The sequence below is a fragment of the Herbiconiux sp. L3-i23 genome, from assembly GCF_023734115.1.
Taxonomy (GTDB): Bacteria; Actinomycetota; Actinomycetes; order Actinomycetales; family Microbacteriaceae; genus Naasia.
The window spans coordinates 439,949-454,449 of the sequence record NZ_AP025737.1 but is presented as its reverse complement, the minus strand read 5'-3'; the positions used below and the strand labels follow the sequence as shown (position 1 = coordinate 454,449).

The following is a 14,501-nucleotide window of genomic DNA, read 5'->3' as shown; positions in this document are numbered from 1 at the left end:
GTGCGGTTAGCGGCAGCCAACTACCCGACGGGTGTGATCGGTTCGTCCAGGGAACTCCACTGACGGGCAAGAATTCGAACCAGTTCCAATGAGTCGCCTCTCGACCACGCTGCGAACGCGGCCGCATTCAACAAGCAGAGGCGTCTGATGCCCTAGCTGCGGGCGGTGGCGACCAGGCGTTCGACGACCGCGGCCGTGTCCTGCCAGCCGTCGACCGCGTGGGTGGCCACGCCCGTCGACTTCACCGGGTAGTCGTTGCCCTCGGGGTCGAGGCGGTCGCCGATGAAGAGCATCCGCTCGATCGGGATGCCGACCAACTGCACGAGCTTCTCCATGCCGTACGCCTTGTCGATGCCGCTGCGCGTGATGTCGATCGAGGTGGATCCCCCGGAGCGAGCCTCGAGCTCGGGCAGGTCGTCCTGCACGGCGGCGCGTAGCGTGTTCTTCTTCTCCCCCGTCGGGTCCCATGCCCTCTTGATGTCGACCGGCGCTTCCTGGCCGAGGGCCGAGAAGGTGACCTGCGAGCCGCGGTCTTCGAGGATCGGACCCCACGTCTCGCTCTCCCAGTAGCCGAGCTCCTTCGCGCGGCGCTCGAGCGACGCGAACGCGTCCGCGATCTGCTCGGAGGTGAGGTTCTCGGCGTAGACCTGCGTCCACCCGCCGGGGCCGAAGCGCCAGTACTGGGTGCCGCAGGTCGGCATGAGGTGGAGGCGGGCGAGCTTCGCCTCATCGATGCCCGACAGGCGGTCGAGCAGCTGGGCGCGGAACTGGCCGATCTGACCGCCCGAGATCACGCACACCTGGGCGACGTCGAGCAGCTCCGAGAACAGCTCGAGCATCCGCGGGTCGACCGGCGACTTCGACGGCGCGAGGGTGTCGTCGAGATCGAACGCCACGAGCTCGGGCATCCAGGTGCCGCTCCACGCGTCGGCGGGAGTCGAAGCGGCGGCGTCGGAAGAACTCATGCCTCCATCTTGCCCGACGACCTCACGACGGGATTCCGGCGGGGGTCACGGGAACTCCTCTCGAACGCCCGGTGAACCCTTCGCCACTCCGAGCCGGGTCCCGGGGAAGCGCTCTTAGCGTTCGCATGTGACCGCCCCGCTCCTCACCCCGGCGCCGACGCGGCCGCGGGCGACTCCCGCGGCCACCTCGATGCTGGCGACCGCTCTGTTCGGCTTCGCCTTCGGCGGGCAGGCCGTGCGCAACCTGATCGGCTGGCCGGGCTTCGTGACGGTCGCCGTCGCGCTGTTCGCGGTGGTGCTCGTGACGCTGTGGCGCCACCGGTTCGTCGTGGTGACGCGCACCCCTCCCCTGTCGCTCGTCGCCTTCCTCGTCTTCAGCGCACTGTCATTGCTCTGGAGCCAGTATCAGTGGGCGACCTCGATCGGATTGGCGGCGCAGTGGTCGACGGCGCTCGCCGGGATCGCCGTCGCGGCGACTCTGCCGTGGCCCACCATCGTCCGCTCCCTGTCTCAAGCGCTCACCGGGCTCCTCGCGGCGAGCCTCGCCTTCGAAGCGTTCGTGTCGTTCGTGCTGCGGCGGCCGGTCGCCCCGGTCTATCTCGACCTCGACGGCTCGTCGCCCGGCGCGTTCTGGTGGAGCGAGAACCATCTGCTCGAATTCGGGCCGATCCAAGGCGTGGTCGGAAACCGCAACCTGCTCGCCTTCCTCGCTCTGCTCGCCCTCATCGTCGTGCTCACGACCGCGATCGAGAGCGCCCGGATCTCAAGGTTTGGGCTCGCCCTCGTCGCCCTGGCGGTGGTGACCCTCGTGCTGACCCGGTCGGCAACGGTGATCCTCGCCGCGGCGGCGGTCGCGATCGTCGCCGTCGTCGCGATCGCCGTCCGAAGGGCACCGGCCCACCACCGAGCGGCCGTGTACGGCGCCGCCATCGCCCTGCTCGCGATCGCGGTGGCCTTCTGCGCCACCTCCGCGCACACCGTCCTCGCGCTCCTCGGCCGCGGCGACATGACCGGGCGGCGCACGATCTGGATGACCGTCGCCTGGCTCGCCGAACAACAACCCCTGGTCGGCTGGGGATGGATCAGCTACTGGGCCCCTTGGGTGCCGCCCTTCAACGACCTCATCGTCATCGACGGGGTCGAATACCTCCAGGCCCACAACGCGCTGCTCGACATCTGGCTGCAGCTGGGTCTCGTCGGTGTGGCGATCGCACTCGTCGCCGCAGTCGCCGCGACCCTCGGCACCTGGCGGATGGCGACCGACCCGCACGCCATCGTGCGCACCGCGCTTCCCGCGCTGCTGCTCACCGCGCTGCTGTTCCAGAGCCTGACCGAGAGCCGGCTGCTGATCGAGGGCAACTGGATGCTCTTCGTCGTCCTCTGCTGCATCGCGACGCGGCGCGACGACCTGGCGGCGGGCGCGGAGGCCACCGAGCTTCTACGCTCGTCCCATGACCTCGACCGCCGCTCGCACCGTGTTCGCGAGCGTCGTCCTCTTCACGCTCTTCGCCGGCGAGGCGATTCGTAACAGCATCGGCTGGTGGGGTTTCGCCGGCTGGGCGGTGTTCGTCGCCGCCGTGTCGGTCGTCGTTCTCATCCGGTCGCGCGGCTCCGCCCTCCCGCGGCCCGCCGCGCTTCGCACTGTGTTCCGCTCCCCCATCACCTGGCTGACCGTGTTCCTCGTTTGGTGCATGGCGTCCATCGCCTGGTCGTACTACCCCCTCGGCACCGCGCTCGGGCTGTTGATCCTCACCGTGACGACCATCGCGGCACTTGCCGTCGCGCGCCTCGCGCGGAACGACCGCGCCCTGCCCCTCCGCGCGCTGACGTTCGCACTCGGCGCGATCCTCGCCGCCTCGATCGTGTTCGAACTCGTCGTCGCCGTCGTCGTCCGTGCCCCGATCCTGCCCGTCTTCCCCATCGACGTCGTCCCCGGCAGAGAAATCCCCGACGCGTTCTACTGGTCGCGCGCGCTCCTGCTCGAAGGCGGACGGATCCAGGGCATCGTCGGCAACGCGAACCTCCTCGGATTCATCGCGCTGCTCGGCGCCGTGGTGGGCGTCGCCACGGTGCGGACACACGTCGTCCCTCGGTGGGTAGCCGTCGCGACGGCCGTCCTCGGCGCCCTGGTGCTCGTGCTCACCCGGTCGTCCACCGTGCTCGTCGCCGCGGCCGCCGTCGCCGTCGTCGCCGCACTCGTCGTGTGCTTCCGAGCCGGGCGATCCGCCTCGCTCCGGCGACGGGTCGGCTGGGCTCTCGTCGCCGTGCTGGTCGTCGGCGCTGCCGTCGGCGCCCTGTTCGCCCGCCCGCTGCTCGCCGCCATCGGCAAGAGCCCCGACCTCACCGGACGCCTCGACATCTGGGCCGCGGTGCTCGGCCTCTTCGGCGACCGTCCGGTGGCCGGGTGGGGCTGGATCGGCTACTGGCAGCCGTGGATCCCCCTGTTCGACGACCTCGCCGAACGACGCGGCGTCGTCTACCTACAGGCGCACGACGCGTACCTCGACGTCGCATTCCAGGTCGGCACGATCGGGCTCCTCTTCTTCCTCGCGCTCCTCGTCACGACGGCGGCACGGGCTCTGCGCGCCACCCGACAGACCCTCGTCCCCGTGCTGCTGCTGACGGCCCTCGTCGTCCAAGCGCTCGCCGAGAGCCGCCTGCTCTACGAGGGCAACTGGGCGCTGCTCGTGCTCCTCGCGGTCGGCGCGTTCGCGACGCTGCCGCGCGAGGACGGCGCAGACACGACAGCGCCACGTCCCGTCTCCCCGAAGGAGCGCGGAACGCGGCGCTGAGGCAACCCGATCAGACGGTCCACGCCTCGATCTCGGCGAGGCCGACGTTGAGGGTCGTGCCGCTGACCGTGGTGATCGTCAGGCGCAGGCTCGTCGTCGCCCGAGGGGCGAAGTCGAGCACCAGGCCGGCACCCGAGTTGTCGAGTTCGCCGACCTCGACGACGCTGCCGTCGCTGAAGGTGAGCGTCGCGGCGAGGATCTGGTCGTCGGCGTTGATGCGGTCGTGCAGGACGACGCGTCCGAGCAGGACGGGCTCCGACCAGTTCAGCTGGAGCCAGGCCCCCGCTCCCTCACCGATCGAGGACCACTCCTTGGTGACGTCGACGCCGCTGTAGCCGTCGACGGTTCCGTCGATCGTCGCCCACGAGGACTGGCCGGAACCCCACGACTCGGAGCTCGCGGACGTCGCGGCGAGCGCCGCCACGTTCGCCGGCTGCGCCGGGGTCGAAGGCTCGGTCGGAGTCGTCGGCTCGGTCGGCTCCGTCGGAGTGGTCGGCTCCGTCGGAGTGGTCGGCTCCGTCGGAGTGGTCGGCTCCGTAGGATTCGTCGGCTCAGTCGGCTCAGTTGGCTCCGTCGGCGTCGTTGGCTCCGTGGGCTCGGTCGGCGTCGGGTCCGTCGGTTCCGTCGGAGTCGTCGGGTTGGTCGGCGTCGGGTCGGTCGGCGTCGGAGTCGTCGATGCCGGCGTCCACACCTCGAACTCGGCGAGGCCGACGTTCAGCGTGGTGGAGCTCACCCCGGTGATGTCGAGTCGGATCCACGCCGTGCTCCGCTGCGGGAACGTGACCGTGGTGGCCGCGCCGCCGTTCGCGAGGGCGGGAACCGACACCGTCGATCCGTCGGAGAAGGTGAGGGTCGCCGAGGTGATCTGGTCGTCGCTGTTCGGCCGGTCGTAGAGCACGACGCGGTCGGTGGTCACGGCGCTCGACCAGTTGAGAGTCAGCCAGCTTCCGGCACGGCCGCCGGCGGTCGCCCATTCACGGGTGTAGTCACCGGGATAGCCGTCGACGATGCCGTCGATCGCCCCCGAGGCCTCCTGACCGTCGTTCGGGTTCTCGGAGCTCGCGACGACCGAGGCGTCCGCGGCCACGTTGTCCGGCGAGGTCGGCTCGGTCGGGTCCGTCGGGTCGGTGGGATCGGTCGGGTCGGTGGGGTCGGTCGGGTCCGTCGGATCCGTGGGGTCACCGGTCGCTGGGGTCCAGACCTCGAACTCTGCGAGTCCGACATTGAGGGTGGTCGCGCTGACGGAATTGACGGTCAGTCGAACACTCGTGGTCGTCCGCGCCGCGAAGGACACGGTGGTGGCCGCTCCATCGTTCGCCAGTCCAGGCACGGCGACACTGGAACCGTCCGAGAAGGTCAATGTCGCCGCCGAGATGCGGTCGTCGGCGTTGGGACGGTCGAACAGCACGACGCGGTCGATGGTCTGCGCGGTCGGCCAGGACAGCGTGATGGTGCTCCCGGCACCCCCGCGCACCGTCGCCCACTCACGGGTGTAGTCGCCCGGATAGCCGTCCACGAAGCCGTCGATGGCGGACGTCGCTCCCTGTCCGTCGGCGGTGTTCTGCGAGCTCGCCACGACGGACGCGGTCAAGGCCACGTTCACGGCCCCCGCGGGGTCGGTCGGATCGGTGGGATCGGTCGGGTCGACCGGCGGCGCGCTCACCGGATACTGCCTGCTGAGCCACGACGACTCGGGTCGCGAACCGCAGGCGCTGTCGCTCGCGCAGGTCTTCCAGTCGTACGCGGCGTACGCGTAGAAGGCCGCCTTCTTGTTCGTCAGATCAGCACCCGAGACGTTCGACGGGCTGCTCGATATCCCGTATCCCGTGTACCCCTTCAGGTCGTGAGTCGCGGCGTAGCGCGCCGACGCTTCAGCGGTGAAGTAGCCGACCGCGTGGTGATCGCTGTGGTCGCCGTCGCCGTATTCTCCGGCGAAGTCGAGAGTCTTCACGTCGTCGGCGCCGCTGCGCGTCATGAGCTCGAGGAGCGTGTCGACGAGGTCGGCACGCGAATATGCTTCACCGTCGTCGATGGTGTGGATCTCGGCGCTGAGAGAGCGCTCGAGCTTCTCGAGACTCTCGAAATCGTTGACCCCCGTGCCGCCACCGGTCATGCCGCCGTCCGGGAGGCGGAGGAACACCAGCGAAACGCGCTCGTCGCCGTTCAGCGTGCTCACCGCGACGTCGGCGCCGGCGACTCGCTGCACCGAATCGGTCCACGAGTTCGCGTGTCCGGACATCAGGGCGTGTGCCGCCTTGACTCCGGCTTCGCGCGACTGCCAGTACCAGACGGAGTCGCCCGCGTCGCCGGCCGTGACGTAGACGGTCTGCACGCACCGGTCGGAGGCGAGGTCGGCGGCGAGGTCGGGCGCCTGGAAGAGGATGTCGTCGTCCTGATGAGCGACGACGCTGAGGGTGCTGCCGGCTGAGCAGTCGGGCGCCGCGATGGCGGCCGTCGGCGCAGAGAGCACGGCACCGAAGATGGCGACGGGCAGCATGGCGGCAAGGACGAGACGAAGGGGGCGTCGGGAGGTCACGGGGGTTCCTGGGGTTCGGGTGGACCGTCGGTGGGTACGGGTGACGGGAAGCGCGGTTGGGTCGCCGCGCGGGTGAGAACGTGATGAGCGGAGGGGTGGTCCGCCTAGGGGTTCGCTAAGACTGACCCGCCGAGGCGGCCGGCGTCAACCGTTTAGCCCCGAACGGGGGGCGCGCAACACTCGACAAGGCGGCCTCCACCGCGTCGACGTGGGCGTCGTACGGGAAGCGCTCCTCCACCCAGCGTCGGGCGTCGGCGCCGAGGGTCGGCTCCTGCGTCCGCCAATCGAGCGTCGCATCGAGAGCGTCGGCCAGGGCGCCAGCGTCGGCCGGCGGCACGAGGAAGCGTTCCATCGCGCCGGTGAGGATCTCGGGGATCCCTCCCACTCGACTGGCCAGCACCGGGCGGCCCGACGCGAGTCCCTCGAGGACGACGCGACCGAAAGCCTCGTGTTCGGGTGTCGGCACGACGACGACATCGGCGGCATGCAGGAACGGCACGATGTCGCGGGTCTCGTCGAACATCCGCCACGAGCCGGCGGGCAGGCGGTCGAGTGCTTCCGGCAACCACGACGTGTCGGTCTCGGCGCGGCCGACGAGCACCAGCACGGCGTTGGGATCGGATCGACGTCGCCACGCTTCGACCAGAGTGTCGACGCCCTTCTCACGGGTGAGTCGACCGCAGTACAGCGCGACTCGTGCCCCATCGTCGAGCCCGAGCCGCGCACGAGCGACCTGCCGCTCGGGCAGATCACCGACCGGGTACGCCTCGAGCGGGATGGAGTTGTGCACGACGGCGATCTTCTCGGCAGGGATCCCCGCATCGATCCACTGCTGCCGAGTGTGCTCGGAAACCGAGATGAAGCTCGAGACGCCGCGGTAAAGCCGGTTCGTCTGGCGGAAGTTGGGGGCGTGATGGAGATGGGTGACGATCGGCACGCGAAGCAGGGTGGAGAGGAACTGGGCCCAGATGATGTGCTCCGAGCGGTTGAGCCACAGCACGTCGGGCTTCCGTCTGCGCGCCAGACGCCACGCGTGGAGGAACGCGCGCAGCGTCTTCACCGGCCGCCGTGTTTCGGCGATCAACTCCACCGGGCCGACGACGCTCATGCCGGCCGTTTCGTAGTCGGCGTGCTGAGGACCGTCGACCTGGTACTGGATGTCGAGCTCGTGCCCGCGCTCGACCAGCACGCCGCCGTCCTGGTAGGTGCACAGTTCTATGCCGCCGGCGGGCGCGAGGATCAGGACTCCGGTCAGGATTCGCATCTCAGCCTTTCAGCAGACCGTACGCCCTCGCGAGCGCGAGGGGTGGGAAGACGTTGCGGCGCCTCCAGAGCAGGAGCACGAGAGCCGCGGTGACGGCGACCGCTCCGGCGAGAAGCCACGGGGTGATCGACCACACCGCGGCGACGTTCAGAGCGACCCAGAGCACTCCGCCGAGCGCGCCCGCGAACAGCACGATGCCCGCGTAATGGCCGAGGAGGCGACGCACATCGACGAGCCCGCTGCGCGATCCGACGACGAGGTGGAAGGAGTGCATGATCACGAGGGCGAGGAAGATGCCCGCGATGATCGGCAGGATCGAGCCCGTGAGCACGCCGGTGATGCCGCCGGTGAGGTTGACGGCCAGCGAGATGAGGTATCCCGTCCACAGCCACGGGAAGCGGCCGAGCGCTTCGAAGCCGCTGATGAGGAGGAACACGACGGGCTGCACCCCTCCGACGAGGGCGAGCCCTTGGGCCATGTAGCCTGCCTGCTCCCATTCGGGGCCGAACAGCACGGCGACTGCGGTGGGCACCGCGATCGCGACGACGGCGCCGAGCGGGAAGCACACCCAGCCGGCGATGGCGAGCATGTCGGTCCAGACACGACGGGTGCGTTCCTGCGACTCGATGTCGTGCCGGAACTCCGGGTACACCGCCTGGGTGAGCGCGGTGTACAGCTGATAAAAGGGAGTGGTCGTGATCGCTTCGGCGCGGTTCCAGTATCCGAGCGTGCTGGTGCCGAATCCCTGGGTGAGGGCCAGCTTGCTGACCGTGCCCGCCCAGTAGGAGAGGGTGCCCGACACCGCCGTCTTGCCGCTGAAGCCGACGTCCTCGAGCATCGCCTTCAGGTCGAACCGTGCCGCGAAGTGCTTCCGAGAGGTGACGAGTGTCGCCAGGGCGATCAGCGACTGGGCGACGATCGTGCTGAACACCAGCGTCTCGGCGCTGCGGAAGACGAACACGGCGGCGACGCCGACCGCCATGCCGACCACGTTGCTCACGAAGGTGAACGTGGCGAGGCGGCGGAACTCGCCGAGCCGTAGCAACAATCCGCTGCCGAGGGCGACGAGCGGGGAGACGAACGAGGTGATGGCCATGACACGAAGGACCGACACCGATTCGGGGACGCCCCAGAGCAGCGCCCACAGCGGAGCGGACAGCAGCATCACGGTGGCGGCGACCGCTCCGACCGCGCCCGCGTAGGCGAGCAGGCCGACGAGGCGGCGCGGTTCGAGGGTGTTCATCCGCCCCACGATCTGCGGCAGACCGGCGAGGGCGAGCAGGTTGATGAGGGTCGCGCTGGTCAGGGCAGCGCCGAACACACCGAAGAGGTGCGGGTCGAGGAGGCGTGAGGTCACTGCCGCGTAACCGAGCTGCAGCACCACGGTCGCGATCTGAGCCAGGTAGTTCCAGAGCGCTCCGCGAGCGACCGCCTTCGCGCGGCTCATCGGTCGACCACCACTATCTCGGAGAGACCGGAGCCGGGGATGACACGCCCGCGCACCTCATCGGCGGCACGAACCTTCAGCCTTAACCTCAAGCCATGGCGATGACTCTGAGGCTGAGCGACGAACGCGACCAGCGTCTGCAGGATCTCGCCACGCAGCTGCGGGTCAGCAAGAATCTCGCCGCCGCGGAAGCGATCGAGATCGCCGCGCCGTGGCCGAGTCACCCCGAGCTGGTCAGGGCGTCGCTCGAGCGTCAGCTGACGCGGTACGCGGATCTGATCGACCGGCTCGCGCACGCCTGAGCGCGACGACCCTCCTCGATCGGGCTCAGGCTGCGACACTGCGCGGCACCAGACGGCCGAGTGAGACGCCGAGGGTGTCGGCGGCCGAGTGCACCGCCGCGATGGTGCGACGGTGATCCCGCGACCGGTGCGAGTGCCCATCGAACACATCGACGGGCAGCCCTTCGATCGTGTCGTCCTCGACCGAGCGGGCGGCGCGCCAGCGGGCGCCGTGCAGTCGGGCGGCGACCGCCTCGAGGCTGTCGAGTCCCGTGATCCCGTCGCCGACGACGGAGGCGAGCGCGACGGCCTCGTGCAAGGTGAAGGTCTTGTGCTGGCTGCCCGGCAGCATGCGGGCGACGATGCCCCGCTGACGTGCGGTCATCGTGATCACCAGCGCCGACGATGCGATGAGCTCGTCCGTCAACGCCATCGAGGCATGCGAGTTCGCGAACAGGGCGCCGCCCTCTTCGCGCGAGATCCGCGCAGCGACGTCGGCGCAGATCGGGGAACCGGGCCGGGCGTCGGTGCCGGCGCTGACGATCTCGATGCCGTCGTGGCCGCCGGAGCGCTCGAGGGCGCGGTTCAGCCGGAACTCGGCGAGCGCGGAGCGGCAGACGTTGGCGCGGCAGAGGACGAGCAGCCGGTCCGGGGTGACCGGAAAGGAGGAGTGATCCACAGTGGCGCCCTTTCAGTGAGCGTGCGCACGTGTTCGCCTCGCGAGTCGGGTGTTCTCGCTGACGAGCCGGCCGTCGGGTACGGCCAGGGCACCGTTCAGCTTATGAAGGAGTCTGCGATGGGCGACACCCCTGATCCCTCCCCAAATCGGGGGGCGCGCGGATGGGGGGCGCGCTCGTACACTGTGGGGACGATCTCCCGTCACCCGCGGGCGACCTTCCTCGATACCCGCGAGGACGACCGAAGCGACCCGAAGCCGAGGCCCCCATGAGGCTGCGCGACGAACAGTACCGTGCGTACGAGATCATCGCCGTTTTCTCCGATGTGAGCGATCGCGCTCTCGCCGGTCTTCGCCGAGCTCTCGAGAGCTACCTCGCCGAGCCCACCGTTCTCGACGCCCGCCGCAACTGGCCTGCCGCATGGCGCTACCCGGTCGAGGAGATCCACGACCGGGCTGCGGCGTCGGTCCACTCCCTCGACGTCTCGTCCGAGCGGGCGCTCATCGCCACGCGGGACCTCGAGCTGACCGTCCTGCCGCTGCTCATCGCGTCGGCCGACCGCACCGTGACCATCAAGCTTTCGCACGCGGCCTTCGACGGGTCCAGCGCGCTCGAGATCGTGCGATACCTGGCCGGAGTCGCGGCGGGCGAACAATTCACGCTCGACGACCGCCCACTCGCGCGACTGCCGCTGCTGCGGGCGCTGCGACAGGTGACCGCCGCCGGACGGGAGCAGTTCCAACTGTGGCGTCGAGAGCGGAGCACGTCTGTACCCGTCGTCGCCGACGCACCCGCAGTGACGCCCCCGGGCAACTTCGTCAGCTTCGAGTTGTCGCGCGAGGAGATCCGATCGCTGCGTGAGGAGCCGGGCGCCGCTCTGCGGTCGACGAAGAACACCCGGCTGTGCAGCATCGCCGTCGAAGCGCTCGCCCAGATGGCGCCACGAGAGGATGACCGCCCCGTGCTCATCCCCGTCGATCTGCGCCGCTACATCAGAGACGCCCGCATCACCGGGAACTTCGTCGCCACCGACACCTACGGCGCTTTGCGGACGAGCGACTGGTCGCCCGGGGCGATCTCCGAGCGCCTCGGGCGCGCGGGGAGCAACGGCACACCGGTACTCACTTTCGCGGAGTCGATCACGCGATACACCGTTAACCGCGCGAAAGCACGGATACGACCCGCGAAATCCGACCCGAACGCCACCCCGAGCGTGACCATCAGCCTTCTGACGATGCGCCACGACTTCCCCGAGGAGTTCTGGCACGCGACGAAGCGTCGCTTCGGGGCGACCACATTCGGCCCGTGGCATTCGGCCACCCTCATCTCGGTCTCTACGATGGGGGGAACGGTTCGGCTCTCGCTGTGGGATGAGTCCGGCTGGTTCGACGCCGACGAGTTCGAGAACCGATTCCGAGCACTCCTCGCCACACGCACCGCGGATGCCGCCATCGAAGGGTGACCCCGCATGAAGTCCCGGGACGCGATCTACTCCGGCTACGACAACGTCTTCGTGTTCGGGGGCCTGGCGCAGGATGCGATGAGCCGTCTCGGTCCGGCTCTGCACTCACTCTTGCGCACCTCAGACGCCGTCCGAGTTCCCAGTGGGGCTGATCTCGATCTGCTCGTCGCCCGCAGCATCACCGACGCAGGTGACGGTCTCTCCGAACGAGACCTGATCATTGAGGCGCACCGCCGCGGCTACGCGGGGCTGCCCCTCGCGATCACCGTGTCGGGGAACTCGATCGCCGTCATGCTGCGGCACTCCGTCTTCGACGGCTCCGGTGCGATCGAGGCGATCGGTCATCTCGCCGCGGTCGCCGCCGGTGCGCCGGCGCCGGAACCCGATCGCCGCCCTCTGGCGAAGCGCGCGACGGCTGCTCTGCTCACGGTTCTGAACCGCGCGAGTCTCGACGCGTTCCGCCGGGCGCAGCACGACGCGCACTCGGTCGTCTCCGTGACCCCGCCGCACTCGGACCTCGCGCACTCGTCGGAATCGGCGGGCTTCGTCGCTTTCGAACTCGACGACGACGATCAGCGCACACTCATGCGGGCCAAAGAGCGGGGCCGCAAGGGCCGTTCGAGTAAGAACACCCGCATCGCCAGCATCGGGGTCTCGGCTCTGCGCGCCGTGCAGCGCGGCGATGCCGACATGCCGGTCTCGATCCCCATCGACCTCCGACACCTCGTCGACGGCCGGGTGCGCGGCAACTTCGTCTCGGTGATGCCGTTCGGCTCACTGCAGACGACGGACTGGGCTCCCTCTGCGATCACAGCCCGGCTCGCCGCTTTGTCGGCCTCCAACGCTCCGGCCGTCTCACTGTTGATCGCCGTCTACCGGCGTGGCAGGGACCGCCTCAAGTCGGTGCTTCGACGCGCGCCCTACCAGCCGGGGTATGCCGTGTCGATCTCGCTGCTGAACAGCAAGCTCGCTCTCCCGGAGACGCTGTGGGCGGGTCGGGGCAGCTTCGGGTGCGCGACCATCGGACCGTGGCCATCGGCGACCTTCGTCTTCGTCGCCACCATGGGCGGCACCCCGCGGGTCTCGGTCTGGGACGAGTCGGGACTGTTCGACCTCACCCGGTTCGAGCGGGCGTTCCGTGACGAGCTCGAATCACGGGCTGCCCTCGCCCCGTGATCAGCCGGCGAGCACTGTCCGCAGGAAGTCGGCGGTCGCGGTGACCGCAGCAGGATCAACCTGGTAGATCCATTCGGCGTGAGCCTCCCCCGGCACGACGAGCAATTCGTTGTCGACTCCGACCTCGGTCAATCGGTCGGCGAACCGCTCGGCTTGATCGAGCGGGATGAATTCGGAGTCCGAGTGGATGAGCAGCATCGGCGGGTCATCGGCGGAGGCCGCCGTCACCGGTGACGCGGTGCCGAGAGCGGCGCACGAGGCGATGTCGCAACCGAGGTAGCCCTCGAGTGCGGAGATCAGGTCGAGTCCGAGACCGTCGGAGGGCGCGGTGAAGTCGTACCCGCCGGAAAGCATGACGGCACCCGCCAGCACGCTGTTGTCGAAACCGATCCCGGTCACGCCCGTAGCCAGCTGAGCCGTGATCACCGCCCCCGCCGAGGCGCCGAGGAGCGCGACCCGGTCGGGGTCGAGGCCGAACGCGTCGGCCTGCTCGGGTGCGCGCACCCAGTCGATCGCTGACGCCACATCCTGCGCCTGCGAGGGGAAGACCCCCCAGGGCACCAGTCGATAGTCGACGGAGAAGGCCGCCATACCGGCCGCCGCCAGCGCGTCGCAGACCGGGGCGAGGTCGGTGCGACTTCCCCCGGTGAACGAGCCACCGTGCACGAGCACCACCGCGGGGACCGCGTCGCCGGCCGCCTCGGGAATGCACGCGTCGATGGCGAACCAGCTGCCGTCGGACGCCGAGTAACCGAGACCCTGAGGATGGCCGACGTCATAGGTGGGCGAAGGGGTGGGAGTCGGATCGGCTGCGGCGGCCTGACACCCCGCGAGAACCAGGACCGCCGCGCCGACCGCCAGGAATCGCGCGACGACGCCGCGAGCTCCTCTGCCGATCACCACTCGAGGACGGCCCCGGCCCAAGAGAGCCCGACGCCGAAGCCGAGGATCATGACCTTCATGCCCCTCGTCAGCTGCCCGGCACGCTCCGCCTCGACGAGGGCGATGGGGATGGTCGACGAGACGGTGTTCCCCGACTCGCCCATGGCGACCACGAAGTGCTCGGAAGGCACCCCGAGCTTCTTGCGCAGGTGCTCGAGCATGAAGGCGTTGGCCTGGTGGAACACCCAGAGGTCGACCTCGTCCTGCTGCAGGCCGGCCTTGGCGAGCACAGCGTCGACCGACTTGGGGACGATCTCGAGCGTGAAGTTGAAGATGCCGGGACCGTCCATGTACAGGTCGTAGCCGTTGCTCTCGAACCCCCGGGCTTCGGGGGAAGCGGCCGGATAGGCTTCCGACCCCTTGAGCCCTCCGTTCGGAACGACGAGTTGCCCTCCGCCCGATCCGTCGCTGCCGTAGACGAAGCTGCCGAGCGCGTCGGCGCCCCCGTCGTCGGTGACGAGCGAGGCGGAGGCACCGTCGCCGAACAGGGTGCGCACGGACTTGTCGCGCGGGTTGACGAAACGGGTGTACGTGTCGGTCGTGAGAACGAGGACGTTGCGGACCTGACCCGACTCGATGAGGCCCTTCGCCAGCCCGAGCGCGTAGACGTAACCGGAGCAGCCGAGGGTGATGTCGGTCGCGCCGACACTGGTGCGAAGGCCAAGACGCTCCTGAACGAGGACCGCGGTGGTCGGCATGTAGTAGTCGGGGCTCTGGGTGCACAGCAGCACGTAGTCGATCGAATTCGGGTCGATGCCGTGCTCGTCGAAGAGGCGCTGCGCGGCGGCCACCGCGAGGTCGGAGGCGAACTCGTCGTCCGCCGCGACGTGACGGTTGACGATGCCGGTCTTCGCACCGATCTTCTCGACCGACCACTCGGGGAACTCGGCCGCGAGGTCGGCGTTACTCAGTGTTGCCGCGGGCAGGTGGTAACTGACGGCGGCGATGCGGGCGGCCAC

General features: G+C 69.4%; 12 protein-coding genes. 5 read left to right on the top strand and 7 right to left on the bottom strand.

Annotated elements, in window-relative coordinates:
- Positions 1–152: 152 nt before the first annotated feature.
- The gene (locus NGH83_RS02205; RefSeq protein WP_251857440.1) at positions 153–965 is read right to left on the bottom strand and encodes an HAD-IIB family hydrolase; all 813 of its coding nucleotides are present in this window, start codon (positions 963–965) and stop codon (positions 153–155) included.
- Positions 966–1,092: 127 nt separating this feature from the next.
- On the opposite strand from NGH83_RS02205, the gene NGH83_RS02200 reads away from it, so the two are divergent.
- Positions 1,093–2,493, top strand: a complete 1,401-nt coding sequence (locus tag NGH83_RS02200; protein ID WP_251857439.1) for an O-antigen ligase family protein — start codon at positions 1,093–1,095, stop codon at positions 2,491–2,493.
- Positions 2,417–3,757, top strand: coding sequence for an O-antigen ligase (locus tag NGH83_RS02195; RefSeq protein ID WP_251857438.1), 1,341 nt, complete (start codon positions 2,417–2,419; stop codon positions 3,755–3,757). The genes NGH83_RS02200 and NGH83_RS02195 overlap by 77 nt, the downstream gene beginning before the upstream one ends.
- A 10-nt stretch (positions 3,758–3,767) precedes the next feature.
- On the opposite strand, the gene NGH83_RS02190 is transcribed toward NGH83_RS02195, so the two are convergent.
- The 3 genes from NGH83_RS02190 to NGH83_RS02180 all read right to left on the bottom strand — a co-directional run bounded on the left by NGH83_RS02190 (position 3,768) and on the right by NGH83_RS02180 (position 9,004).
- On the bottom strand, positions 3,768–6,293 hold the full coding sequence (locus NGH83_RS02190) for a PIG-L family deacetylase (protein ID WP_251857437.1): 2,526 nt from the start codon (positions 6,291–6,293) through the stop codon (positions 3,768–3,770).
- A 115-nt stretch (positions 6,294–6,408) separates the two neighbouring features.
- Positions 6,409–7,557 (bottom strand): glycosyltransferase family 4 protein, encoded by a 1,149-nt coding sequence (locus NGH83_RS02185; RefSeq protein WP_251857436.1) that lies wholly within the window; start codon positions 7,555–7,557, stop codon positions 6,409–6,411.
- Position 7,558: 1 nt separating this feature from the next.
- On the bottom strand, positions 7,559–9,004 hold the full coding sequence (locus NGH83_RS02180; protein WP_251857435.1) for an oligosaccharide flippase family protein: 1,446 nt from the start codon (positions 9,002–9,004) through the stop codon (positions 7,559–7,561).
- Between the two features lie 95 nt (positions 9,005–9,099).
- Here NGH83_RS02180 and NGH83_RS02175 point away from each other — a divergent pair, with 95 nt between their 5' ends.
- Positions 9,100–9,306: a CopG family transcriptional regulator gene (locus tag NGH83_RS02175; protein ID WP_251857434.1), complete on the top strand. Its 207-nt coding sequence runs from the start codon at positions 9,100–9,102 to the stop codon at positions 9,304–9,306.
- 25 nt (positions 9,307–9,331) lie between these two features.
- On the opposite strand, the gene NGH83_RS02170 is transcribed toward NGH83_RS02175, so the two are convergent.
- Complete coding sequence (locus tag NGH83_RS02170; protein ID WP_251857433.1) at positions 9,332–9,964, bottom strand: hypothetical protein; 633 nt, start codon at positions 9,962–9,964, stop codon at positions 9,332–9,334.
- A gap of 266 nt (positions 9,965–10,230) precedes the next feature.
- Here NGH83_RS02170 and NGH83_RS02165 point away from each other — a divergent pair, with 266 nt between their 5' ends.
- Both NGH83_RS02165 and NGH83_RS02160 read left to right on the top strand, forming a co-directional pair.
- Complete coding sequence (locus NGH83_RS02165) at positions 10,231–11,424, top strand: hypothetical protein (RefSeq protein ID WP_251857432.1); 1,194 nt, start codon at positions 10,231–10,233, stop codon at positions 11,422–11,424.
- Positions 11,425–11,430: 6 nt separating this feature from the next.
- Positions 11,431–12,600, top strand: a complete 1,170-nt coding sequence (locus tag NGH83_RS02160; protein ID WP_251857431.1) for a hypothetical protein — start codon at positions 11,431–11,433, stop codon at positions 12,598–12,600.
- Here NGH83_RS02160 and NGH83_RS02155 read toward each other — a convergent pair whose 3' ends face one another.
- The gene (locus NGH83_RS02155; RefSeq protein ID WP_251857430.1) at positions 12,601–13,503 is read right to left on the bottom strand and encodes an alpha/beta hydrolase; all 903 of its coding nucleotides are present in this window, start codon (positions 13,501–13,503) and stop codon (positions 12,601–12,603) included.
- Complete coding sequence (locus NGH83_RS02150; RefSeq protein WP_251857429.1) at positions 13,497–14,501, bottom strand: 3-oxoacyl-ACP synthase III family protein; 1,005 nt, start codon at positions 14,499–14,501, stop codon at positions 13,497–13,499. The genes NGH83_RS02155 and NGH83_RS02150 overlap by 7 nt, the downstream gene beginning before the upstream one ends.

Excerpts from the sequence above, each read along its gene's own strand:
- NGH83_RS02205 (WP_251857440.1), bottom strand. The coding sequence starts at position 965 with ATGAGTTCTTCCGACGCCGCCGCTTCGACTCCCGCCGACGCGTGGAGC.
- NGH83_RS02195 (WP_251857438.1), top strand. The coding sequence starts at position 2,417 with ATGACCTCGACCGCCGCTCGCACCGTGTTCGCGAGCGTCGTCCTCTTC.
- NGH83_RS02185 (WP_251857436.1), bottom strand. The coding sequence starts at position 7,557 with ATGCGAATCCTGACCGGAGTCCTGATCCTCGCGCCCGCCGGCGGCATA.
- NGH83_RS02180 (WP_251857435.1), bottom strand. The coding sequence starts at position 9,004 with ATGAGCCGCGCGAAGGCGGTCGCTCGCGGAGCGCTCTGGAACTACCTG.
- NGH83_RS02175 (WP_251857434.1), top strand. The coding sequence starts at position 9,100 with ATGGCGATGACTCTGAGGCTGAGCGACGAACGCGACCAGCGTCTGCAG.
- NGH83_RS02165 (WP_251857432.1), top strand. The coding sequence starts at position 10,231 with ATGAGGCTGCGCGACGAACAGTACCGTGCGTACGAGATCATCGCCGTT.
- NGH83_RS02160 (WP_251857431.1), top strand. The coding sequence starts at position 11,431 with ATGAAGTCCCGGGACGCGATCTACTCCGGCTACGACAACGTCTTCGTG.